Below are 24,615 nucleotides of genomic sequence, written 5' to 3'. Positions count from 1 at the left end.
GTGGTTTTTATACCATTTAGGGGCATCAGGCTTCATGATTGCGATCTGATCCTGTCATATTACATTCAATCAGTTATGACCACTGTTGTCGCCAAAAGTGTCATCATTTAGGGCACCAACCAAGCAGTCGCGCGATATCGCTGGAGTGCGGCAGTGGTCAGCGCTGCCCCCGTAAAGGCATACAGCGTCAGCAGGGGGATCCAAACCAGTGCGGGCGATAAGGTGGGCCAATAAGCACGCACGGGCCAAAGAAACACTGGGTGAATCAGGTAGATTCCGAGACTATAACGGCTCAAGGTTGCCAGCCACGGTGGGGTTGCTTTCCCCGCTCGCCATTGCCTCACCGCCAAAAACAGGGCGGCACTGATCAGTACCGTATTAACCGTGGTATACGACAGCCACCCTTCGGTAATATATCGCTGATGCGCGACGCTGGTGGTTAACACGTGATACTCGGTCATTCCCAACGCCAGCAAGCCCAGTCCCCACCACAGTGACAACGCTCGTGGCGCTTGGTGTAGCCAGTAGCCGAGCCATAAGTAGCCTCCGTAAAGGATAAAATCATTCCGCCACCAGCCATCCGCGCCGGTTAAATACCAAGCCGTGACGCCTATCCACACCATGCCAATTAACGGCACTGACCATGGCGGTATGCGTGGCAGTAACGGGCGTAGCAAGGGCACCCATAGCAGCAACGGGATGTAATAGTAGAAAAAACCGAGGTGATAATAGGTTTCATGGTCAGGCGCCGCCTCGAGCGTTTCAATGAAGGTCTGCCACGAAAAACCATCCGGCGTCAGTCCAGACAGGCACGCAAAAGCGAACGACCATACCAGAAAAGGAATCACCACCTTCATCACGCGGCGACGAATAAAGTGGCGCAAACTGAAAGGGCGCGTCGACGAGAGCAGCAGTAAGCCTGAAATCATAATAAAAATCGGCACCGCCCAGCGACTTGCACTGTTTAGTCCTACCGCGACCACCCAGTCACTCAGCGCGATATCACCGATTTGAAACCGATACGGGCCGAGTACATGAATCGCCACCACGAAAAAAGCGGCGAGGACGCGCAATAGGTCGAGGTAATCAATATGTGTCTGTGTTTTAGTCTGTTGCATTTGTTAACACTTTTAACCCGTTACCGGTCCGAGCATCCATCCATCATACGCCAACTTCCCGTCAATTGATGTCCGTTAAAGTCATTATCCAGTCAAAGATGTTACTTTTTCGCCCTTTTCACAGCACATAGATCGAGTTTTAGGTTCAATAACTAGCTTTTAATCTTGCTATTTCATTTAAAAAACAATTAACATTCGACCTCCTTTTCCCATAGACGGGAAATGCAGTACAACCAAGGAGACCAATCCCATGCACTCAAGTACCACAGAGCAACAAGGTGGGCCGCACAAGCGCACACTGTTTACGCGCTTTCTCGATACCGTCGAATGGCTCGGTAACCTGCTCCCTCATCCAGTGACGTTATTCGCGATTTTCTGTGTCGCTATCCTGCTCGCCTCGGGTGTCGCTGGCTACTTTGATGTGTCTGTCGCTGACCCTCGCCCAGAGGGTGCTAAAGGGCGCGCGGCTGATGGCATGATTTATGTGCAAAGCCTGCTCAATGCCGAAGGCTTGCAAATGATCGTCACTAATTTGGTGAAAAACTTTACCGGCTTTGCCCCACTCGGCACCGTGCTGGTCGCCATGCTCGGTGTGTCGGTTGCAGAGCACTCCGGGCTGCTGTCCGCTTCGATGCGCGGTCTAGTGATGAGCGCGTCGCGTCGTACCGTGACCTTTACTATCGTGTTTGCCGGTATTATCTCGAATACGGCTTCAGAACTCGGTTATGTGGTGTTAATCCCGCTTGCGGCGATGATTTTCCACTCATTAGGCCGTCATCCATTGGCTGGGCTTGCCGCGGCGTTTGCCGGCGTATCCGGCGGCTATTCAGCCAATTTATTGCTGGGCACGGTTGACCCCTTGCTGTCGGGGATCACCGAGTCAGCCGCGCAAATGATTGACCCAGACTATATCGTTGGGCCCGAAATGAACTGGTACTTTATGTTCGTTTCTACCTTCTTCATTGCTATTGTTGGTGCGTGGATCACCGATAAGATTGTCGAGCCTAAGCTCGGTCAGTATGACCACAGCCAAGCCTCTGAAGATGTCGCCGCCGCCTCTGCAAGCAAGCTAAATGACGACGAGAAGCGCGGCCTGCGTAACGCAGGCATTGCGGTGCTGATTGTCAGCGGTATTTTAGCGCTCACCATCGTCCCTGAATGGGGACCACTGCGTCACCCCGAGACCAATGAGGTGGCAGGCTCGCCGTTTTTGAAAGGGATTGTTGCCTTTATTATGGTGTTCTTTGCCGTCCCAGGTATCGTGTTTGGCCGCACCGTCGGCACCATCAATAACGACCGCGACGTGATTGATTCGATGTCTAAGTCGATGAGCGCCATGGGCATGTATATCGTGCTGGTGTTCTTCGCGGCGCAATTTGTGGCGTTCTTTAAATGGACCAACTTTGGCCAAGTGATTGCCGTCGGCGGTGCTGACTTTCTGCAAACTATCGGTTTAACAGGACCAGCATTATTCTTTGCCTTCATCTTGATGTGTGGCCTGATTAACCTCTCGGTCGGCTCGGCATCAGCGCAGTGGGCGATCACTGCCCCGATCTTTGTGCCGATGTTGATGCTGGTCGGTTATGCCCCAGAAACCATTCAATCGGCGTATCGGATTGGCGACTCAGTCACCAACATTATTACGCCGATGATGAGCTACTTTGGGCTGATTCTGGCGGTGGCGTGCCGCTATGTAAAAAATCTTGGGATTGGTACCTTGATTGCCACCATGTTGCCTTACTCAATGATCTTTATGGTGGGATGGAGCATCCTATTCTACGTATGGGTATTCGTACTCGGCCTGCCAGTTGGCCCTGGTGCAGAAACCTACTACAACTTCAACCAGTAACTCTCGTTATTCGTTGTAAAGGCAAGCGCTCGCGCTTGCCTTTTCTTTTTGGCGCGGCGCTTTTCCCACAAGTGTCATTTTCATCCATCCTTTAAGACGGTTATAGTAAGCCTATCTCAGTGATGGTAAACCAAGATGACAGATCTCGCCGACAGTAAGGATCAGCCGGCTTTTGACGCGCACTCTCTCGCCCGTGAAGCAGTGCTGAGCGACGCATTTAAGCACCACATAACACCGTTTTGGCACCAGCGTGAACAAGGCTACTTCCACGGTGAAGGTGGGTTGCGGTTACACTGGTGCAGCTTTACCCGTCCGCAGAACACGCAAGCGGTAGTGGTAGTCAATGGCCGGATTGAAAGCGTGATGAAGTATCAAGAGATCTTTTATGATCTCGTGCAGATGGGCTATGACGTTTACAGCTTTGATCACCGCGGCCAAGGCTTGTCCGAGCGGCTAGTGATCAAGCCGCGCGATCTGGGGCATGTCGAACGCTTTGACGACTATGTCACTGATCTGGCGACTTTTATGCAATTTATTGGCGCACATCGGCAATACGACCAAACGTTCATGCTCGCCCACTCCATGGGCGGAGCGATTGCTGCACTTTATGCGCATCAATTTCCCCATGCGATAGACGGCCTTGCGATGACCGCGCCGATGTTTGGCGTGCAAGTCAACCCCTGGCTTGGGCGTATCGCACCTTGGCTATGCCGCTCGCTAGCGCGCTATCAACATCCACCACGCTTTGGTCCCGGCCAAGTCGGCTATCGTCATGTGCCCTTTGAGCAAAACCGCTTAACCCATTCACGCGCACGCTACGCCTGGTTTCGCCAGCTCTACATCAATCAGCCTCAGTTACAAATTGGCGGGCCGAGTGCACGTTGGATTGCCGAGGGAATGGCGGCGGCCCAGCGCTGCCTGACAATCGCGCCGCAGCTCACCACCCCCACACTGATCTGCCAAGCCAGTGATGACCAAATCGTATCGAACCCCGCGATGGGCCAATTTCACTTTTTACGTCAGCAAGCACAACAGCCCAGCCAATGGCAGTCTTTCCAGGGGGCTCAGCACGAAATCTTGTTTGAATCGGATACGCATCGCTCGGCGGCGTTCGTGGCCATTGATGATTTTTTTCAAACTCAGTGCCAACGTTAAAAGCGGAAATCTATCAGTGAGAGGGTTCCCTTTTTCACCATCGTCAGTTGCAGTAAACTCAAGCATACTGTGATTGTGATCGCCTAACTAATGAGGACATGATGTACAAACTCGTCGCTTCCGATCTAGATGGTACCCTGCTCACCCCAGAGCACAGTATCGCGCCTTATACCAAACAGGTATTGGAACAACTGTACCAGCAAGGCATCCACTTTGTGTTTGCCACTGGGCGTCATCATGTTGATGTAGCGAGCATTCGTGAGACCGTTGGCATTCCTGCATACATGATCACCTCCAATGGCGCGCGCGTGCATGACAGTGATGACAATTTAGTCTTCCAGCATAATGTTGACCCTGAGATTGTCGCCAACCTCATCAATGAGGTGAAACACGACCCGACCGTCACCATTCATTTGTATCGCGATAATGACTGGCTGCTGAGCAAAATGGATGAAGAGCTCGCCCGCTATCACAAAGACTCCGGCTTTAACGCCAAGGAGTTTGATGTAGATAATCCACCCGTCGATAACATCGCGAAGATTTTCTTTATTCGCCACGATCACGACCACTTACTCAAATACGAGCACCAGTTTTTATCCCAGTATGGCGAGAAAGTCAGCGTGGCATTTTCGACGCCATTCTGTCTGGAGGTCATGGGCAATGGGGTGTCTAAAGGCGCGGCGTTGGAGGAAGTGGCGCGTCGCCATCAGCTCAATTTGGCCGACTGTATCGCCTTTGGTGATGGCATGAATGATGTGGAAATGTTGCGCGCCGCTGGGCAAGGCTTGGTGATGGCCACCGCCCAAGCACGTGTCAAAGCCACCCTCTCAGATAAAGCCATTATTGGCAGTCACGCTGATGAGGCGGTGGCACGCTACTTAAAAGCCCATCTGTTAGACAACCTGTCCTAAGCGGTTTGGCCCACAGGGTGGGCCTACAGGCAGCAGCTTGCGATGCACTATTCCCCCGCCATCGCCAAGATTGCCTGCCATTGCGCTGCGGTAGCCGGCATCACACTCAGCCGGTTACCTTTTTTCACCAAAGGCATCTCAGCCAGAGCCGGGTTTTGCTTCATTTCAGCCAATTTAATCAGTGGCAAATGACGCTGATATTCCACATCCACCATAAACCAACGCGGTGTTTCAGGCGTGGCTTTCGGGTCAAAGTAGCCGCTTTGTGGCTCAAACTGAGTATGATCGGGGTAACACGCGCGCACGACTGTGGCGACGCCTACCACACCGACGTGTTTGCACGAGGAGTGATAAATCAACACGTCATCGCCAACGCTTACCTCATCACGCAACATATTACGTGCCTGGTAATTGCGTACGCCCTCCCAACATGAAACCTTTTGCTGCTTTAGTGTGTCTATCGAAAAGGTATCTGGCTCTGTTTTAAATAACCAATAACTCATGCTAGCTTGCTCTTAACCGGATGATGGCGGCAATCTTGCCCTGCCCGCATTCAAGGCGCAAGCCTCTCTTTTCGCTCAGTACAAGGAGTTTTTCGTGCCATCTCTTCGCCCTCTTATTATCGCGTCGGTCAGTATTCTGACTCTCGCAGCTTGTAGCAGCAGTCCTTCGGGCCCCGTAGAGCTGGGGCACCGTAGCGACAAGATTGACACGGGTCTGGTTCATACGCCGCAGCCTTTTATGCAAACCGGCCAAATCTCTGTCAGTCCCGAAACAGCAAGCTTCACACCGTGCGGCAGTCAAAAGCAATATTGGCTTGATTTAACCGCCGATCAACGCGCGACCTTATCCCAGCAGGCCGGGCCGGTATACAGTGAATTTGAGGGCTACTTCACACCGGTGTCACGCCGCGGATACAGTGCCGATTACCCTGCCGCGGTGACCATGACACGTTTAAATATGCTCACCAGCGAGCTAGAAGGGTGCGCGCAACCTCGCAATACACTCTTGGCAGAAGGCCAGACCCCTACCACGTGGTCGGCGGCCGTCGGCCAAGGGCACCTAGCTTGGGAAAGCGAGCAAGACTCACAAGAGCGCCCGCTCAGCGGACAAAGCATGAGCCAAGACCAAGCACAATTCCGCGCCCAACAAGCCGCTTTAACGCTTAGCGCGCAAGCCTGCCAACAAAGCGCCAACACCCTCTATGGCTGGCAAGCACGTTTGAAAACGGCGAAAGGCACATACCAAGGGTGTGCGATCTTGCCTTCGGTAGATACCAGTCAGCATTGGGCCGGTGAGTACCAAGGTACCAGCCAGTCGCCCGGCCAACCGACACTGACCACACAACTGACTTTGCTGCCTGATCATAGCGCCATCACCACCTACCACCCGCAAGGGGAAACGGTGACCAAAGAAACCGGGATTTGGCAGCCGATCGGGGACAATCAAGTCCAAGTGCTCACTACCCGCAGTGGTGAGCAAATGGTGGTGTCTGAGCGCATATATACACGTAACGGGTTTACCCTCACCGCCTCCGAGGAAACCTTTAATGGCAACACCTATTCACTGGGTCATGAGGGGTTAACGCTAAGGCTCAAAGTTGGGGATGCCGTGAACGTATCGAACCAAACCGGTATTAAAGGCAGCGCCGAGAAAAACCCGCGCGTTGAACAAGCACTCAAAGATTACCTTAGTGATAACGGCCAAACCGGCCCACTCACTTATCGCTGGCTTACCCACGACCTCAATCAAGACGGGCAACCTGAGCTATTGGTTTTGACCGACAGCTGTGGCAGTGGCGGCTGCACCTTATTGGTGTTTAAAGGCGACGTGCAAGGCTGGCAGTTTAATAGCCGCATGACACTGGTGCATGTGCCCCTTTTATTAGCACGCAGCCAAAGCCAGGGTTGGCATGATTTGGTCGTGCCGGTCGGTGGTGGCGGTGCGCCTGCCGGCCACCATGTGATGCGATTTGATGGGCAGCGTTATCCGCTCAACCCCAGCACTGCGCCTCGCGCGCCCAAACCAGATGGCTCAGACACCACCTTGTTTGCCGATGGCATCTATGCCACCCAACAAGGGGCGGTATTGGGAGAAGAATAACGCAGACGCGCGCGACCGTGGCACGCGGGCTCGCATTCCTTGTCGGACTTGCGCACAATAACGACCTGACACCTTGAGGAGAGTCTGATGGCCCGTTTGCCCTGCCGCCAATGCGGTTTTACCTATCACTGTATCTGTCACTGCTATTGGCCGCTGGAAAGCCAATTGCAATGCGTGCTGGTGATGCATGAAAACGAAGCGGCGCGCCAATCCAACACCGGCAAATTGGTTAAAGCAGCGCTACCCCACACTCAGATAGAGATTTGGCAACGCAAACACCCGCCGCAAGCCTTGCTCGACAGCTGGGCGCGCGGTGATGTATCACCTTGGTTGTTGTTTCCCAGTGATGATGCCGTCCCCGCCGATAGACTATTTGCTGACGCGGTTCGGTCTGCCTCTTGCGCGGATAGGTCAGTTTCTTGCACGCAGACGTTAGCCGCCACCAATGCACCTTGTGCGCCGTTACAGTTTGTGGTGCTGGATGCAACCTGGCAGCAGGCGCGAAAAATGCTCAATAAAAGTCCGTGGCTCAATCGTCTGCCACGGGTCAGTTTGCCGTCGACAGCCGCCTCACTATATACGCTTAGGCGCAACCAGCCACCGGGACACCTGTGTACCAGTGAAGCGGTGAGTGCATTACTACGAAGCCAAGGCGACGTAAACGCCGCCACGCAGCTGGACCATTTTCTTGCCCACTTTATCGAGTGCTACGAGGCCGATCGCCACCATCACACCACACCGCTCCCCGCCCCCAAGGTGCTGACACCAAACACGTGAACAAAGAAACGCCGAGCACAGCGCGTTGCCATGCTCGGCGTTTACGTCGTTTATCGGCTACAGCTTAAAGCGGCTGATCTCTTGCTCAAGGCTATGAGAAAGCTCGGATAACGTCGCGGCTTGACGCGCGGCTTCATCCGCTTCAGTCGATAGCTCATTGGACACATCACGAATGCCCTCTGAGTTACGGGTGATCTCCGCGGTGACGCTCGATTGCTCTTCCGCTGCGGACGCAATTTGGGTAGCCATATCGCTAATCTGGCTCACCGCCGCAACAATCTGGCTCAAGCTTTCGTTCGCCGCGCTGGCATCTTCCACACTGGCATTAGCACGTTGCTGGCTATCTTGCATCATGGTCACCGCGCGACCAGTTGCCTGCTGCAAGGTATCAATCATCTGCTGAATTTCGGTGGTTGAGGCATGGGTGCGCTGGCTCAGTATCCGTACCTCATCGGCCACTACCGCAAAGCCACGGCCATGCTCACCGGCGCGTGCTGCTTCAATCGCGGCATTCAACGCCAGCAGATTAGTTTGCTCGGCCACTTCTTGAATGGTCGACAAGATGCTAGTGATGCTGTGCGCATGCTGATCCAGCTCGCCAATCACACCGGTCGCCGCTTCCACTTCACGGGCAAGCTCGGTAATCGAGTACTTACTTTGCTCCACTTGCTGGCCGCCATCATTGGCAACGCTTTCGGTCTCTTGGGCGGTGCGCGCGGTGTTATCGGCATTGCCGGCAATATCTTGGGTCGCCGAGGCCATTTCATGGATAGCGGTCGCCACCATATTGATTTCATCTTGCTGATGACCAATACGGGTAGAGCGCTCTTCGGCTTGTGCCGCAGTCAGCTCGGCTTGTTGCTTGAGCGAGCCAGACAGCTGGCGCAAATGCGACACCATGGCATGCATGTTGCCGACAAAGCGGTTGAAGTTGTTGGCAAGTTTGCCAATTTCATCATTGCTGTGTGGCTCAAGGCGCTGGGTTAAGTCCCCTTCACCGGAGGCAATTTCTTCTAGCGCAGCGGACACATTGAGCAAGTCACGGAACAACACGTGCATCAACCACGTCACGGCACCGGCCACCAACAAAGTGATCACCGCCGCGGTTAACACCAGATTGAACAAGGTATCACGCTGGCTGGCGTATTCGGTGCGCTTATCCAACTCAATGGCCAGTACCCAATCAGTGTTAGGAACCGAGGCAAAATAAAACAGTTTATCAACCCCATCGACAGGCAGTTCCACCAGCGATTGCTGTGCCAACGCCTGACGCACGCGGTTTTCATTCAGCTCAGGAGACAGGCTACGATACGGCTTTAGCAAGCGTGCTTTGTCTTTGTGGGCGAGGAAGGTGCCATCGGCGCCTAACAGCATCGCGTTCGCATTTTTGCCCACTTTTAGTTGGGTCACGTCACGGATCAGCTGGTCAATCAACACATCTGCGCCCGCCACACCCATCAATTCGCCATTGCGACGTACGGGCTCGGCCAAGGTCACCAGCATCGCACCGGTAATCGCATCACTGTAAGCAGTGGTAATAATCGGGCTACCTGCACTCACGGCTTGCTTGTACCACGGACGGACGCGAGGGTCATAATCATCGCGGTTGCGTTCTGGGCGCGAGCGATACATGGCGCCTTGAGGAGTACCATAATAGATATCGTCAAACCCACCGGCCTCACGCGCTTGCTGTAAATAGCTCACACGATGGCTACTGCTGGTGTAATCGGTAAAGGCACTGGTGATATCAGCACGGATTTGCACCCAACCGCTGATCGATTCGGTCGCCGCATCGGCGATACCACTGACGCGGCTATAGATGCTCGACTGGGTTTGGGCTTGAATTTGGCTTACAGCAAGCCAGGTGAGAAAGGCGGCCATCAGCAATACAGCAGATAAGCATGCCCCAATTAATTTTTGTTTTAGTGATAACTGCATGGGAACGGCTCTCAAAGCAACGACAGGTTAATTCCAAACTCCCCGATAACCGAGGTAGCAATAGTGAACAGCCGTCACCCCGTCCCTAGGGTACCGCGAGCCCATCCTGCGCGTCGCGGGTTCACAGCGCCGGATAATTTTTATCCGACATGGCAAGCGCGCGCTAATGTAACAGCGCGCAACAAAGATTGCCATTTTTTAGACAAAAAACAGTCAACTAGAGAATATTTAGAATAAAGATCACATAAACCAACCATCGCTTATGGTATGCCGTTTATTGCAAACAACACAAAAGCAAGTAAACACCTCTGTAGGTTTCCGTAGTGAAACCTACTCCTAACCTTCTATTTTTTCATAAGCATACTGGTCTTTAATGAATTCATTAAAATAAGTGCCATGACTCGATGCATTGATAAAAGTGTTCCCAATGTGTCCTGGGACATCATAGTAACGGTAGCCACCACCATATTTAAAACGCACATCCAACATGTGTGAGATCTCTGAGTAGCCAATATTAGAAATGGCCGAAGACGATACTCGGTGTTGCTCAAACATAGGATATGGCGTCAAGCCATTAACTGTATCGATAATTCGCTGAGCGATAACAGGCGCGCCGCGGTTCTTAAGATACGCAACTTCTAGGCCATGCCCAGTAGGATCAGATAGTAGATTCGCATATACCGAATCTGAAGGAACTGCGCCGTATGCTAAACGTACTGCCAACATAATCAAGTCATTCGCATTAGTGAACGTTTTGGCAATTTCTGGCACCTGCTGCCCGTAATAGCCCCCAACACTATAAGTTGGATTAGCTATACCCATATAACCGAGCATAGGATAATCCGACAGTGCAGCTTGATTGGGATAGACATAGGAGTAGGACACACTCGTATAAACCGCATTCCCATAGAAGTTACCTTGTGAATGAGTAACTAATACTGTTCTAGCACACTTTCCAACTTGGCTCTCCACGACCCTTTCAGCCGCAGTGTAGTCATACTCTTGCATTAATGAATCAACTTTTTCAATGACGGTACTGTAGAACCAAGCTAGCATCTCGGCAGCATCTTCCAAAACCGAAACATCCTTACCGCTAACAAGTCGATTCAAGAATCTCCCGTAGCCAGCTTCATATTGCTCATCGGTCATTTTATGAAAAGCAACCTCAGCTATTTGCAACAAAAGTGTCTCCGAGTAGTTATAGGAATATTCGACGCCCGATGCCTTTTCAAAAGTATAAAGATATTTGTCTTGGAATCGATTCAAAGCATTCACGTTTTGCTTAGCCGCTTCTGAAGAAGTAAACATTCCGTTGATGTAGACAAGTTGGAGTTTATCAACGTTAACTTCACACTGAGCCGCACTCGTACTAGCATAAAATAGTGACATCAAACCAAGAATAGTCGCGAGCTTTTTCATTTAACCGCCTCCTCTGCCATTGTCCCTACACACGGTTGATCAATCGTCAAAACCGCATCAAGATCGTGCTCCATCTGCTCGAAAATACGCTCTTTTCCATTTCGGTAGGTTAACGCTCTGTACAAGGTATCGGTATGCAGCTCTAGTGGCGTCATTTCAACAACACCTGTTTTCAGCAACTCCTCTGCACACTCTTCCAAAACCAAAATTTCGTTGTACTTTTTAGTCGCATCCTCAACTGACAGCTGGATGGATTTATCAAACGCAATTTCATTGATATCGGTATACTCAAGACCGAGGTTAATGGCCAGCTGAACAATTTGGGGGTTTTGATACGCCTCTGTTACAGCCACTTCGTAACTATCGCGAACTCCATTGTTATCTTTATCCACTCCCACAATTGCCTCAGGGGATTTAGGGTCTAAATCTGGGTCTGGGTCTGGGTCTGGGTCTGGGTCTGGAGATGGTTCTAAATCATCGAGTAAACGCCAAGTGCCAGACTTAGAAGGGTACTCTCCTTGAACCCACCATTTAGCTAGGTAAATATCTCCTTCAAAGTTCACGACTGAACCACCTGCATAAGGTGTTTCATGCTCATAGTTGTCAATCGTATATGCATTGATGTGAATCCAACCATCCCAAGAGATATCATTTACTACTGGCTCAGTTCCTTGTGTCCAATGAGAAGATACAAATGACTCTCCATGGTGAGTGACTAGGTCACCCGAATTGTAAACAGTATCTTTATTCCATGGCTCCATCGCATGTGCTACCAGCGGGATACTTAAACTAACCGCTATAAAAATAACGTTTTTATTCATGCTTCATCCTTAAATACTATGTCAGCGCATACTTTATAGGGTGAGTAGATATTTTATATGAAAATCTTTCTTATTCATTAAATGTAAAAATAAAACACCTGAAGTTATTTAGCATTACGCCAGGCTCAACCGTTAAAATAAAGAAATCCTCTCTTCAGGTTTAGTGTGTAGTGATGGTTTAGACGGGTCGCGCTATATGAATACAGTTTAACGAAATAAAAAACATATTTTCTATCAACTTAAACGGAGATGTGTTATGTATTTCATTGACATACTAAAGGGTTGCATGCGAATTTCACTCCACATACAGTAAACTTGGAATATGTTTGCGATTTTTCCATCGACATTATTATTAATTACATAACAAGCATTATCTAACTCGCACCTTTTGGTGTTAATCTAATTTTTAAACAGACACGTCTTGCATTTATTTCGTTGTTTTTCAAAAAATATCAGCGACACATAGCTAATGGCTGCGATATATGCAGTGTCGCTCATAGAAGTACTGAATGTATTTTTTAAGCTTTTCTCGAAAAATAGAACACACGACTTTTTCAGGAAAACCTTATTGTCACAGCACATTTATACATGCTGCCCAGCTACCCAGCCGGAGCTCCAAGCCCATTGGAAGTTATAGCCGCCGAGCCAGCCGGTGACATCTAGCACTTCACCGATAAAATACAGGCCGGGAATATCTCGCGCTTCAAGGGTTTTCGAGGAAATTGCGTGGGTATCTACCCCACCAAGCGTCACTTCTGCGGTGCGGTAACCTTCAGTGCCGTTTGGGGCAATAGACCACTGGTGAAAGTAGTGATGAAGTTGATCGAGCTGCTTGTCATCGAGCTGTTTGAGCGGTTTATCTGGCAAGCTATCGCGCGCAATCAAGACCTCGACCAAGCGTTTGGGGAATAGGCGAGACAGTGAGGTTTTTAAGGTTTGGTTGGGATGCTTATCACGCATCGCCACCAGCACGTCTTTTAGCGACTCACTGGGGAGTAAATCGATGGTGACCGCTTCACCCGGCTGCCAAAACGAGGAGGTTTGCAATACCGCTGGTCCCGATAAGCCGCGGTGGGTAAAGAGCAGATTCTCGGTAAAGCACACCCCAGACTCAGTGGTGATCGAACATGGCACCGACACCCCGGAAATATCGGCAAAGCGCGTTTTGTCTTCTTGGTGCAAGGTATACGGCACCAAGGCGGCGCGAGTGGGCAGCACTTTTAGGCCAAATTGCTCGGCAAGTTGGTAACCAAAGGGGGTGGCGCCAAGCTTGGGCATCGAAAGGCCGCCTGTGGCGACCACCAACGACTGGCAGCGTACCGGCTCACCATTGAGTTTAAGGCGAAAGCCGGTTTCTTCTTGCACGATATCATGCACTTCACAGCGATAGCGTTGACTGATGGTGGCTTGGTCGCATTCAGCCAACAGCAGGTTAACGATATCTTTAGCGCTGTCATCACAAAATAGCTGGCCGTGGTCACGCTCGTGATAGGCCACGCCATGGGTGGCCACCAGACCAATAAAGTCCCATTGGCTGTATTGCGCCAATGCGGATTTGACGAAGTGCGGGTTTTCACACAGGAAGTTATTGGCGGTGACGTCATAGTTGGTGAAATTGCAGCGTCCGCCGCCCGAGATCAGGATCTTGCGGCCCGGCTTTTTGGCATGATCCACCACCAAAACGCGGCGGCCACGTTGGCCGGCTTGTGCCGCACACATCAATCCTGCCGCACCGGCGCCAATCACAATTACATCATACTCAGTCACACGCTTACCTGTTTATTATCTGCTCACCCTGTGGGAGCGGCATTGTAGCAGCCCGCACGTGAGCGGCAAGCGCGATTTAACGCGCCTGCGCTTCAGGCGGCGGCACCATGGCATCGGCGCCCTGAGCTATCATGCTTGGATCCATATGCAGCGTACGGGTTGGGAAAGCAATATCCGCACCGTGCTGATGAATAATACCAATCACTTGCAGCAACACATCTTGCTTCACGCGGTGATAACGTTGCCAGTTCACCGTTTTGGTGAAGGTGTAAATAAAGAAATCGAGCGAGTGTGGGCCAAAGCTGTTGAAGTTCACAATCAAGGTTTGTCGCGTCTCGATGTCCGGGTGGGCTTCAAGCATGGCATACACATCATCAATCACCGCGCTGATTTTATCGGCGTCTTGGTAGCGCAGTCCGATGGTTTCATAAATGCGGCGATTCAGCATCCGCGAGGGGTTTTCCACCACTACGTTACTGAATACCGAGTTGGGCACGTATAAAGGGCGCAAATCAAAGGTGCGTACCACCGTCATGCGAATACCAATTTTTTCCACCGTGCCCTCAATGTTGCGATCAGGGGAGCGTACCCAGTCACCCACTTTAAACGGGCGGTCAAAGTAAATCATCACCCCACCGAAGAAGTTCGACAGCAAATCCTTGGCGGCAAAACCAACAATTAAACCCCCGACCCCACCAACGGTCAGTAGGCCAGAAACACTGACCCCCAGGCTTTTGAGCAAGGACAGCATCCCGAAGCACACAAAAAGTGCACGAAGCACATTACCCAAGGTATTGATGGTGGTGTGATCGCGTTTGCTCGTCTCAATCATCACCTGCTCGCCGCTGTTAACCAGGCGTAACAGCACCCAAATGATGACCCAGATCACCACCAAATCTTGCACCAAGGTGAGCCAACTGAGTGAAACATTGCCTAAGGTATTATCGACAATGATTTCGAGCGAATGAGAAGCTGGCCATAACCAAATCAACACACTTAAAGGCGTGTCGATCGCCGGCCAGATGATGTCGTCCCAGCGGGTGATGGTCTTTTCCGCTAAGGCTTTCAGCCGCCCAACCAGCACGTGCCAAATCGTCCAGGCAATGGCACTGATGCCCGTTAACGTGACAACATCAGAGATCCATTCCCACGCCGCTGCCTCATGAAGCGACTGCCACCATTGGAGTAGGCTTTGCATGATTCCCTCAATTACGCTGTGATCCAAGTAGTGGCGTCAGGTTAACAAAAAAAATGCTGACCGAGGTCAGCATTTTGTCGAATTTGTTGGCGTCCGCTTACCAGCCCGCAAAAGCGACAAGAAAAAAGGTCGCGAGCAAGGCACCAGACAGCGCAGCGTTAAGGATGAACAGGTGGCGTACTTTGTTGCATTTTCCCACGAAAACTTCATCGTGGTGATGCAGATACTCCTGACTGCGAATGTATTGGTACAAGCGTTTTTGCCGAGAGATATCGCCTTGGGGTGAGAGTGAGAAAAAGTTGTTATCTCCACGACAAATTTGCTGATAAAGCAGCGGATTGGCGTCGCGTAACATCACAACCAGCGCGCGCAATGAAGACAGGTAGCGCGCGAAATTAATCAGTGTGACGGTAAATACTGCCACGATTAGGATATCACCGTTCATAGACCTCTCCCTCCGCTACGCCGGATAGCGCTCAGAGGGAGGGGTAAGTCGATTACTGCCCTGCTGAGCCGTCCATCACTGACGTAGACTCTTCAACTGCCATCGATGCCAAGTCTTTGTCGATAAAGAACAAAGCCTTACCATCTTCGCCGACTAACTCGATCTTATCGAGTATGCCTTTAAACAGCTTCTCTTCTTCATGCTGCTCCGCCACATACCACTGCAAGAAGTTGAAGGTTGAATAATCTTGCGTGGTAAACGCAACGTGCGCCAAGCTGTTAATCTTTTCCGTTATTAAGCGCTCGTGCTGATAGGTTTCACGAAACACTTCGCCCAGTGAAGCGAACTCATGACGCGGCGCGTCAATCGAACCCAAAATAGGCATCGCCCCTGTCTCGCTGACGTAAGTAAAAAGGCGCTGCATATGCTGCATTTCTTCTTGTGCGTGCTTATGCAGGAATCGCGCGGCTCCTTCGAAGCCTTGATCCTCACACCAAGCGCTCATTTGTAAGTATAGATTTGATGAGAAAAACTCCAAATTGATCTGCTCATTGAGCCTGTCAACCATGGCAGGTGCTAGCATATAAAACATCCTCTTTATTTGGGGTTAGCTGCCATTCTGACCAGCAGCACGTTGGTTTTCAAGCGGATCACGCCGACTAACTGCATCGATACCGAGTCTTGTATCGAATTTATGACTCGTGTCATCGTCGAATTGTTGATCGGAATGCGATCACAGTGACTGTTTTTTATACGCAAGCTCGCTAGACTGCGATGACAACCTCGAAGAAAAAGGATAACCCTATGTCATACAAGCATATTTTGGTTGCTGTCGATTTATCAGATGACAGTGAACGCCTGCTCAAAAAAGCCGATGCCTTAGCCAGTGCCCTCAACGCCCAGCTCTCCTTGGTGCATATCGACGTCAACTATGCGGAGCTCTACACTGGGCTCATCGATATCAACTTAGTCGAATCGCGTAATCGCGTGATTGAAGAGGCGCAGCAAAAGCTCAATCAACTGGCCAGTGATGCGCAAAGTGCCGTGACACATACCTTGGTGAGCAGCGGCGATTTGGCCGAAGAAATCACGGAGTCGATTCAAAACATGGGCATTGATCTGGTTGTGGTCGGCCACCACCAGGATTTTTGGAGCTCACTGCTGTCCTCCACCAAGCAATTACTCAATAAAACACCGGTCGATTTGTTGATGGTGCCTATCCGCGACTAGCCGCACCGCTCTTTCTTTCCTGTGAAGGCGGCGATCCCGCCTTCTGCTTCCACGATCGCCTACTCTTACTTACGCAAGACGAACCGATTGCGTCCCCGCGACGAAACGGTACACTGCCCTTTTTATCACTTTATCGAAGGAATCGAAGCCATGGGGTATCTTAGCGGCGTGACACTGCTGTGGGCCTTTTCATTTAGCCTGATTGGCGTGTATCTCGCCGGCCAAGTGGACAGTTACTTTTCCGTCCTGATGAGGATTGTATTGGCCGGATTGGTGTTTTTGCCTTTTTTGCGTCCTCGCCAAGTAAAACCAGTGTTTGCCGCCAAGCTGATGTTGGTCGGCGCCTTTCAACTCGGCATTATGTACTGCTTTTTCTATCAGTCCTTTTTATTTTTGTCGGTGCCAGAGGTACTGCTGTTTACCGTCTTTACCCCGCTTTACGTCACCTTGATTTACGATGCCTTGAAGCGCCAGTTTAGCGCGTGGTATCTGGTCACCGCCGCGATGGCGGTGCTCGGCGCCGTGGTGATCCGCTATGCCACCGTCAACCCAGATTTTCTGGTCGGCTTTTTGGTGGTGCAAGGGGCGAACCTTTGCTTTGCGATTGGCCAAGTCGGTTACAAATACCTGCTTGAGAAAGAGCACACTCAATTGCCTCAGCATGCGGTGTTTGGATGGTTTTATCTTGGCGCCTTAGTGGTGGGTGTGCTGGCTTTCGCCCTGCTGGGCAACAGTGACAAACTGCCCACGACACCCACCCAGTGGGGTGTATTAATCTACCTAGGCACCATCGCCTCAGGGCTGGGCTACTTCTTTTGGAATAAGGGAGCGACGCTGGTGAATGCGGGGGCGCTTGCAGTGATGAATAACGCCTTAATTCCAGCCGGCATTGTGGTCAATGTATTGATCTGGAACCGTGATGCGGATCTGCTGCCCTTACTCAGTGGCGGGGTGCTAATTTTAGCCGCACTGTGGTTTAACCAAACCTGGGTAAAGCGCCGCGTCGAAGCCCAGCGGAGTGCCGCCCAGCGAAGTGCCGCCCCACAGTAGGGCGTACCACGGTGGGCCGCCCCAACATCTCAGTCACCTAAATATAAAACAGGCAGGGAAATCCCTGCCTGTTTACTTACCCGAGAAAAAAGACTTAATCAGATAAAGGCAAACGCGTCTGAGTATAGGTGATCACGACTCACACCACGCTCTTTACAGAACATGTCGCGTGCCACACCTGCCATTTCAAAACGGCCCGCGATATAAATGTCATAAGCGCCTAGGCTGACAAAATCTTCCATCACCGCTTCTAATACATTGCCTACTTTACCGCGCCACTCGCCTTCAGCCTGCTCCACCACGGGCATGAAGGTAATATTGCTATGTGACTCAGTCAGTGCTTGCATCTCATCATGGGCATAAAGCTGACAAGGAGTACGCGCGCCCCAATAAATAAAGATTGGAGACTGTATTTCTTGACTAATACAGTGATCGACCATGCTGCGCACGTAAGAAAAACCGGTACCGCCGGCAATCAACAACAGGGGGCGATCGCTATCACGTAGCCAAGCATCACCGGCAGGCTCAGTAATTTCAAAGCCCGCTTCACCGCTTTCTAGCACGGCTTTGGCTTTCTCAACCACTTCTAACGCAAACGGGTTCTCGTCTGCCGCGCCAACGTGTAGTTCGAGTTCGGCACCATCTTCACGGCATGGGCTACTCGCCAGCGAAAACGGGCGCTTATCTTTTTCGCCCATCACTGCCATCACGTATTGCCCTGGCTGGTAGCTCACCGCCTGCTGTGGCTTTAGGACAATGCGGTAGGTGTGACATGCCAACGGCTCAACGGCTGTCACTTCACATAGTATCGACATTCTTTTCCTCTGTTCGTTTTGCTACAGCCGATGAGGTTATAAGAGGCGGCATCACTACCGCCTTGGGCTGTGTTTTTATCGTTAACGGTGAATGCTAGCGCATTCCAATAGGATTAGTCTAAGATCCCTAATTCATCCCAAATCGCATCGACACGTGCGACGACCTCTGGGTCTTTCGCAATCGGTGTGCCCCACTCGCGATCGGTCTCCCCTTGCCATTTATTGGTGGCATCGAGACCCATTTTCGATCCCAGCCCCACCACAGGTGAGGCAAAGTCGAGTGAGTCAATCGGGGTGTTGTCTACCATCACGGTATCACGCGACGGATCCATACGCGTGGTAATCGCCCAGATCACGTCATTCCAATCACGCGCGTTGACGTCGTCGTCACACACTATCACAAACTTGGTGTACATAAACTGGCGCAAAAATGACCACACCCCCATCATCACTCGCTTAGCATGACCGGGGTATTGTTTTTTCATGGTCACCACCGCCATACGGTACGAGCAGCCTTCAGGCGGCAGATAGAAATCGACAATCTCTGGGAACTGCTTTTGCAAAATCGGCACAAACACTTCGTTCAGCGCCACGCCCAGTACCGCGGGCTCATCGGGTGGACGCCCCGTGTAGGTGCTATGATAAATCGGTTTTTTGCGCATGGTCAGATGCGTCACGGTGAACACATGGTGGCGCTCAACCTCATTATAGTACCCGGTATGATCGCCATACGGCCCTTCATCCGCGTATTCATTGGGGTCGATGTAGCCTTCCATCACGATTTCCGCACTGGCCGGTACATCCAAATCATTGCTGATACACTTGGCCACTTCGGTTTTACTGCCGCGCAATAAGCCAGCAAACGCGTATTCCGACAAGGTATCAGGCACCGGTGTCACTGCCCCGAGAATGGTGGCAGGGTCAGCGCCATAAGCCACGGTGACCGGAAAAGGCTCGTTGGGATGGGCTTGCATCCAATCGTGCAAGTCTAACGCGCCACCGCGATGAGCCAGCCAACGCATGATCACTTTGTTTTTGCCGATTTTTTGCTGACGATAGATGCCGAGGTTTTGCCGCTTTTTATTCGGTCCGCGGGTAATCGTCAGCCCCCAGGTCAGCAAGGGTGCCACATCCCCGGGCCAGCAGCGCATCACCGGAATCTTATCCAAGTCGACCTCATCACCGCTCAGCACCACCTCTTGGCAGCGTGGACGACGCACGGTTTTCGCTGGCATGTTGAGCACTTGACGAAACACGGGCAGTTTATCGAGGGCATCACGAAAGCCTTTGGGTGGCTCAGGCTCTTTGAGGTAAGCAAGCAATTTGCCTACCTCGCGCAGCTCAAGCACGTCTTCTCGGCCCATGCCCAGGGCAACACGTTTGGGCGTACCAAATAGGTTCGCCAGCACCGGGATGTCATACCCCACTGGGTTTTCGAATAACAGCGCCGGCCCGCCCGCTCGTAGGGTGCGGTCGCAAATCTCGGTCATCTCCAGGTCTGGATCAACCGGCTGGGTAATGCGTTTTAGCTCACCTTGAGCTTCAAGGTAGTCAATGAAATCGCGCAGATCGGAAAGTTTCATATCAGGCTCAACGGGTTAATGGTCGCCTCTATGATACCAAGTTAAGCGGTATCCGGATCGGTAAAGGCTCGACATTAGCGCGACGACAACGCAGATGCAATGTGCTGCTGCCCAAGCGGCCCTAACTGATCTTGTAAGCTACTCAACCAGTCACCTTTACCCGCCTCCACCAGCAGCTGCGCTACTTGGTTGCCTTGTCGTAGCGACAGTTGTGTCAGAAGAAAATCGGCAACCGGTGCAGGCAGTGGTGATAGGTTGGCCAGCTGGCGAATCGCAGGTCCACGCAACGAGGGGTTATCGGCCGCGGCCATCATCTGCTGCAGTGCAAACGGCTCTGCTCCGCGTTCACGCAGCGCGTGCAAAGCCGCGAGGCTATACTGATCGGTGCCTCGGCGCCATAACCTTTCATACAACGCGGGACGATCCGTGGCCTGTGCCAACGCGGCTAAAATCGCGTTGTCTGGCATCCACATTAAAGTCGGATCATTAAGATACTGATCGGTCAGATACGCTAAGCCATCGCCGTCATAGTCAGCAATCATGCTTACCAAGGCATCACGGCGTCGCGCATAATCGGCCTCATCAGGTTTCACCCAATCAGCAATGACCAACTGACGATAGCTCAATAGCATGCCGAGCTCTTGGGTTAATTGCTGCTGGCGGTAGCGATTAAGCTGCTTGCGCGCCGCGGCGGCGTAATGAAACGCAGGCGTGGTCACCCAATAACCGTCTTGTTGGTGACGTAACAGAAAGTGTGGCTGCTGCTGACTTAAGGTCACGAGATAATCGCGCCATTTCTCGTTATCAAGCCGCAACGGTGAAGAGAGCAGCCGATACAAGGTTGCCTCACGCGTCAGAGGAGGAAGCTGGCGAATGTGTGACTCAAGCGCATTGATATCGCCGTTGGCTTGGAGGGTAAAGGCAGTACGCATCGCATCCGCCGTACTGGCTTTATCTAACACTTGCTCAATAAAAGGCTGAGCTACGATTTGCCCATCGGCCGCTGGCTCATTGGATGCCGATACCGTGGAGGAAACAAAGCCCACGATCCCTAGGCATATCGCTGCTAGCTTGATGCGAAAACGTCTTGCCATCCGTTGCAATCCTATCTTCGGTGTCACGCGTCCTGCGTCACCTTTCCTTGGTGACTCGTATTGTGCGAGCTAGGTATGCGCTGAGCAATAAAAAAGCACTGCGAATGCGCAGTGCTTAACACTATTGCGTCACCACTTACGAGTTTTGCCGACGCATGGCATCAAAGAACTCGTTGTTGGTTTTGGACATCGCCAATTTACCAATCAAGAATTCCATGCCTTCCAGCTCGCCCATTGGATGCACAATTTTGCGCAAGATCCACATTTTTTGTAGTTCATCGGGCTTGGTCAGCAACTCTTCACGGCGGGTACCAGAGCGGGTGAAGTCAATAGCAGGGAAAACACGTTTTTCAGCAATCTTACGGGACAGGTGCAATTCCATATTACCCGTGCCTTTAAACTCTTCGTAGATGACTTCGTCCATCTTAGAGCCCGTGTCTACCAGCGCAGTGGCGATAATGGTCAGGCTGCCGCCTTCTTCCACATTACGCGCCGCACCAAAGAAACGCTTCGGACGGTGCAAGGCATTGGCGTCAACACCACCGGTCAATACTTTACCTGATGATGGCACAACCGTGTTGTAAGCACGCGCCAGACGGGTGATCGAGTCCAGCAAGATAACCACGTCTTTTTTGTGCTCCACCAAACGCTTGGCTTTTTCAATCACCATTTCGGCGACTTGCACGTGGCGGTTTGCGGGCTCGTCAAAGGTTGAGGCAACCACTTCGCCTTGTACCAAGCGCTGCATCTCGGTCACTTCTTCCGGACGCTCGTCAATCAACAGCACCATCAATTCACAGTCTGGGTGGTTAAACGCGATGCTTTGCGCAATGTTTTGCAGCAACATGGTTTTACCCGCTTTTGGCGGTGCCACAATCAAGCCGCGCTGGCCTTTACCAATCGGCGAAGCCAAATCCAGCACACGTGCTGTGATGTCTTCCGTGGAGCCGTTGCCACGCTCCATCACCATACGCTCGCTGGCATGCAGTGGGGTCAAGTTTTCAAACAGGATTTTGCTGCGCGCGTTGTCCGGCTTATCGCTGTTCACTTGGTTGACTTTTAATAGCGCAAAGTAACGCTCGCCATCTTTTGGCGGCCGAATTTTACCCGCGATGGTATCGCCTGTGCGCAGGTTAAAGCGACGAATTTGGCTTGGCGATACATAAATGTCATCAGGGCCGGCCAAATACGAGCTATCTGCGCTGCGCAAGAAGCCAAACCCGTCTTGAAGAATTTCCAGTACGCCATTGCCGAAAATATCTTCACCGCTTTTTGCGTGCTGTTTGAGGATCGAGAAAATGATGTCCTGTTTACGCAAGCGAGCCAGGTTTTCAAGTCCCATGCTTTCGCCAAGCGCAACCAGCGTCGAGACGGGTTGAGTCTTCAGTTCGGTAAGATTCATAGTGGTGAGTGTCTTGTTTGTCAAAGTTGAGGTCTGAAATTAGTTAGCGTGTCGAGACCAGTGGTATGTTCGAGAGATGAACAGAAGTACAAATTCCGTGCAATAAGGTAGCACCTAAATGGGGTATCGTCTAGTTGGCAGAAAAACAACCGCCGCTGAGAGGCAGCGACGGTTACTTTAACATTATAGGTTGGCGTCAAGAAACTCTTTCAGCTGAGTTTTTGACACAGCACCAACCTTGGTTGCTGCCACGCTGCCATCTTTAAATAGCAGCAGTGTTGGGATACCACGGATGCCGAACTTAGGCGGTGTACCTGCGTTCTGGTCAATGTTCAGTTTTCCGATGGTGACTTTACCTGCGTATTCTTCAGCGATTTCGTCCAGGATAGGCGCGATCATTTTACACGGCCCACACCATTCTGCCCAAAAATCCACCAATACAGGCCCTGCAGCTTTTAGAACGTCTGCCTCAAAGCTGTCGTCGGTTAGCTGCATAATTTTGTCGCTCATCTTCTACTCCAATACATGTTTTTGTTACTGGCTAAATTGCGACCAGTAAATTATGGGACTATTTGACTGGATTCGCTTCCGTATTGCAAGCCTAAGCTGATATTCTATCCGGATGAAAATGACGCATATCACAGAGCAGAAATTTGCCGAGCTCGGCTTGCACGCCGATGTTCTCAAGAGCTTGGAGGCCAAAGGGTTTACTCAATGTACCCCTATCCAAGCCCTGGCATTGCCGGTCCTGCTCACCGGCCAAGACATTGCAGGACAGGCGCAAACGGGGACGGGCAAAACCCTGGCGTTCCTGGCTGCGACGTTTCATCACCTTCTGACGACCGATGCGCCTGCATCGCGTAAAAAAAATCAGCCGCGTGCGATTATATTAGCTCCTACGCGTGAATTAGCGATTCAGATCTATAATGATGCTGAGCCGCTTTTGGCGAATACGTCGATTAGCGCAGGGCTCGCGTATGGTGGCGAAGGTTACGACCAACAGCAACAGACGCTAGAACAGGGTGTCGATATTTTAATCGGTACCTGTGGCCGTATTATCGACTTTTACAAAAAGAAAGTGATTGATTTGCACGGCATTCAAGCTGTGGTGCTCGATGAAGCCGACCGCATGTTTGATCTCGGTTTTATCAAAGACATTCGCTTTTTGTTTAACCGCATGCCCGCCCCCGATCAGCGCTTGAACATGCTATTTTCGGCGACCTTGTCCTATCGCGTACAAGAGCTGGCCTTTGAGCATATGACCAACCCAGAACATGTGGTGGTAGAGCCAGAGCAAATTACCGGCCATCGCATCAAAGAAGAGTTGTTCCAGCCATCAAACAAAGAAAAGATGCCGCTGCTACAAACTTTGATTGAAGAAGATTGGCCTGAGCGCGCGATCATTTTCGCCAATACCAAGCATCGCTGCGAGTCAATTTGGGCCCATTTAGCGGCTGATAACCATCGTGTGGGCTTGCTCACCGGCGACGTTCCCCAGAAAAAACGGGTTAAAATCCTCGAGCAATTCACTAATGGCGAGCTCGATCTATTGGTCGCAACCGATGTTGCCGCGCGCGGTTTGCATATTCCGCAAGTGACCCATGTGTTTAACTACGACCTGCCAGACGACGCGCAAGATTATGTGCATCGTATTGGCCGTACTGGGCGCGCAGGTGCCAGTGGCAGCTCCATCAGCTTTGCCTGTGAAGACTATGCGGTGAATTTGCCCGCCATTGAAGAGTACATTGAACATAGCATCCCGGTTAGCGAGTTCGACCGCAGTGCACTGCTAAAAGATTTGCCACCGCCAAAGAAAATGGCGAAGCGCCCTAATACGCAGCGCCGCAGTAACAATAACAAAGGCGGCGGAAATAACCGCAACCGCCAACGTCGTCGTCCGCAAAAGTCGGCATAAGGTTTCACGACAGATAGGTCAGCGC

General features: G+C 51.5%; 22 protein-coding genes. 8 read left to right on the top strand and 14 right to left on the bottom strand.

Annotated features, from left to right (window positions below):
- Positions 1-107 precede the first annotated feature (107 nt).
- Positions 108-1,118 carry an acyltransferase gene (locus tag N8M53_RS00385; RefSeq protein WP_269579098.1) on the bottom strand — a complete coding sequence of 337 codons (1,011 nt, stop codon included), beginning with the start codon at positions 1,116-1,118 and terminating at the stop codon, positions 108-110.
- A gap of 250 nt (positions 1,119-1,368) precedes the next feature.
- Here N8M53_RS00385 and N8M53_RS00380 point away from each other — a divergent pair, with 250 nt between their 5' ends.
- From N8M53_RS00380 to N8M53_RS00370, 3 genes are all read left to right on the top strand, one after another.
- Positions 1,369-2,967: an AbgT family transporter gene (locus N8M53_RS00380; RefSeq protein ID WP_269579097.1), complete on the top strand. Its 1,599-nt coding sequence runs from the start codon at positions 1,369-1,371 to the stop codon at positions 2,965-2,967.
- A gap of 135 nt (positions 2,968-3,102) precedes the next feature.
- The gene (locus N8M53_RS00375; protein ID WP_269579096.1) at positions 3,103-4,122 is read left to right on the top strand and encodes an alpha/beta fold hydrolase; all 1,020 of its coding nucleotides are present in this window, start codon (positions 3,103-3,105) and stop codon (positions 4,120-4,122) included.
- A gap of 101 nt (positions 4,123-4,223) precedes the next feature.
- The gene (locus tag N8M53_RS00370) at positions 4,224-5,033 is read left to right on the top strand and encodes a Cof-type HAD-IIB family hydrolase (RefSeq protein ID WP_269579952.1); all 810 of its coding nucleotides are present in this window, start codon (positions 4,224-4,226) and stop codon (positions 5,031-5,033) included.
- Between the two features lie 47 nt (positions 5,034-5,080).
- On the opposite strand, the gene N8M53_RS00365 is transcribed toward N8M53_RS00370, so the two are convergent.
- The gene (locus N8M53_RS00365; protein WP_269579095.1) at positions 5,081-5,536 is read right to left on the bottom strand and encodes an EVE domain-containing protein; all 456 of its coding nucleotides are present in this window, start codon (positions 5,534-5,536) and stop codon (positions 5,081-5,083) included.
- 94 nt (positions 5,537-5,630) lie between these two features.
- Here N8M53_RS00365 and N8M53_RS00360 point away from each other — a divergent pair, with 94 nt between their 5' ends.
- Together N8M53_RS00360 and N8M53_RS00355 are read left to right on the top strand one after the other, a co-directional pair.
- Positions 5,631-7,136, top strand: coding sequence for a hypothetical protein (locus N8M53_RS00360; RefSeq protein ID WP_269579094.1), 1,506 nt, complete (start codon positions 5,631-5,633; stop codon positions 7,134-7,136).
- Positions 7,137-7,223: 87 nt separating this feature from the next.
- Positions 7,224-7,913: a tRNA-uridine aminocarboxypropyltransferase gene (locus tag N8M53_RS00355; RefSeq protein WP_269579093.1), complete on the top strand. Its 690-nt coding sequence runs from the start codon at positions 7,224-7,226 to the stop codon at positions 7,911-7,913.
- A gap of 57 nt (positions 7,914-7,970) precedes the next feature.
- Here N8M53_RS00355 and N8M53_RS00350 read toward each other — a convergent pair whose 3' ends face one another.
- From N8M53_RS00350 to ftnA, 7 genes are all read right to left on the bottom strand, one after another.
- On the bottom strand, positions 7,971-9,851 hold the full coding sequence (locus N8M53_RS00350; protein WP_269579092.1) for a methyl-accepting chemotaxis protein: 1,881 nt from the start codon (positions 9,849-9,851) through the stop codon (positions 7,971-7,973).
- Positions 9,852-10,187: 336 nt separating this feature from the next.
- Complete coding sequence (locus N8M53_RS00345) at positions 10,188-11,270, bottom strand: KTSC domain-containing protein (protein ID WP_269579091.1); 1,083 nt, start codon at positions 11,268-11,270, stop codon at positions 10,188-10,190.
- Positions 11,267-12,091, bottom strand: a complete 825-nt coding sequence (locus tag N8M53_RS00340; protein ID WP_269579090.1) for a carbohydrate-binding protein — start codon at positions 12,089-12,091, stop codon at positions 11,267-11,269. The genes N8M53_RS00345 and N8M53_RS00340 overlap by 4 nt, the downstream gene beginning before the upstream one ends.
- Positions 12,092-12,673: 582 nt before the next feature.
- The gene (locus N8M53_RS00335) at positions 12,674-13,810 is read right to left on the bottom strand and encodes an NAD(P)/FAD-dependent oxidoreductase (protein ID WP_269579951.1); all 1,137 of its coding nucleotides are present in this window, start codon (positions 13,808-13,810) and stop codon (positions 12,674-12,676) included.
- Between the two features lie 124 nt (positions 13,811-13,934).
- Positions 13,935-15,056: a mechanosensitive ion channel family protein gene (locus tag N8M53_RS00330; protein ID WP_077771830.1), complete on the bottom strand. Its 1,122-nt coding sequence runs from the start codon at positions 15,054-15,056 to the stop codon at positions 13,935-13,937.
- A gap of 97 nt (positions 15,057-15,153) precedes the next feature.
- Positions 15,154-15,501: a universal stress protein UspB gene (locus N8M53_RS00325; RefSeq protein ID WP_077771829.1), complete on the bottom strand. Its 348-nt coding sequence runs from the start codon at positions 15,499-15,501 to the stop codon at positions 15,154-15,156.
- 52 nt (positions 15,502-15,553) lie between these two features.
- Positions 15,554-16,084 (bottom strand): non-heme ferritin, encoded by a 531-nt coding sequence (gene ftnA / locus N8M53_RS00320; RefSeq protein ID WP_046074610.1) that lies wholly within the window; start codon positions 16,082-16,084, stop codon positions 15,554-15,556.
- A gap of 221 nt (positions 16,085-16,305) precedes the next feature.
- On the opposite strand from ftnA, the gene N8M53_RS00315 reads away from it, so the two are divergent.
- Both N8M53_RS00315 and N8M53_RS00310 read left to right on the top strand, forming a co-directional pair.
- Positions 16,306-16,731, top strand: a complete 426-nt coding sequence (locus tag N8M53_RS00315) for a universal stress protein (RefSeq protein ID WP_269579089.1) — start codon at positions 16,306-16,308, stop codon at positions 16,729-16,731.
- Positions 16,732-16,881: 150 nt separating this feature from the next.
- Positions 16,882-17,781 carry a carboxylate/amino acid/amine transporter gene (locus N8M53_RS00310; protein ID WP_269579088.1) on the top strand — a complete coding sequence of 300 codons (900 nt, stop codon included), beginning with the start codon at positions 16,882-16,884 and terminating at the stop codon, positions 17,779-17,781.
- A gap of 98 nt (positions 17,782-17,879) precedes the next feature.
- On the opposite strand, the gene fre is transcribed toward N8M53_RS00310, so the two are convergent.
- The 5 genes from fre to trxA form a co-directional block, all read right to left on the bottom strand.
- Complete coding sequence (gene fre, locus N8M53_RS00305) at positions 17,880-18,596, bottom strand: NAD(P)H-flavin reductase (protein ID WP_269579087.1); 717 nt, start codon at positions 18,594-18,596, stop codon at positions 17,880-17,882.
- A 113-nt stretch (positions 18,597-18,709) separates the two neighbouring features.
- Positions 18,710-20,179: a 4-hydroxy-3-polyprenylbenzoate decarboxylase gene (ubiD, locus tag N8M53_RS00300; protein ID WP_269579086.1), complete on the bottom strand. Its 1,470-nt coding sequence runs from the start codon at positions 20,177-20,179 to the stop codon at positions 18,710-18,712.
- Between the two features lie 74 nt (positions 20,180-20,253).
- Positions 20,254-21,273, bottom strand: a complete 1,020-nt coding sequence (locus N8M53_RS00295; RefSeq protein ID WP_269579085.1) for a hypothetical protein — start codon at positions 21,271-21,273, stop codon at positions 20,254-20,256.
- A gap of 136 nt (positions 21,274-21,409) precedes the next feature.
- On the bottom strand, positions 21,410-22,675 hold the full coding sequence (gene rho / locus N8M53_RS00290) for a transcription termination factor Rho (protein WP_077578169.1): 1,266 nt from the start codon (positions 22,673-22,675) through the stop codon (positions 21,410-21,412).
- Between the two features lie 183 nt (positions 22,676-22,858).
- The gene (gene trxA, locus N8M53_RS00285; RefSeq protein ID WP_021022211.1) at positions 22,859-23,185 is read right to left on the bottom strand and encodes a thioredoxin TrxA; all 327 of its coding nucleotides are present in this window, start codon (positions 23,183-23,185) and stop codon (positions 22,859-22,861) included.
- A 112-nt stretch (positions 23,186-23,297) separates the two neighbouring features.
- Here trxA and rhlB point away from each other — a divergent pair, with 112 nt between their 5' ends.
- Positions 23,298-24,590: an ATP-dependent RNA helicase RhlB gene (gene rhlB / locus N8M53_RS00280; protein ID WP_269579084.1), complete on the top strand. Its 1,293-nt coding sequence runs from the start codon at positions 23,298-23,300 to the stop codon at positions 24,588-24,590.
- Positions 24,591-24,615: the final 25 nt, after the last annotated feature.

Origin of the sequence: Salinivibrio kushneri, assembly GCF_027286325.1 — a bacterium.
Classification (GTDB): Bacteria; Pseudomonadota; Gammaproteobacteria; order Enterobacterales; family Vibrionaceae; genus Salinivibrio; species Salinivibrio kushneri_A.
The sequence above is the reverse complement of the archived record's forward strand: the minus strand, read 5'-3'. Positions and strand labels throughout refer to the sequence as shown.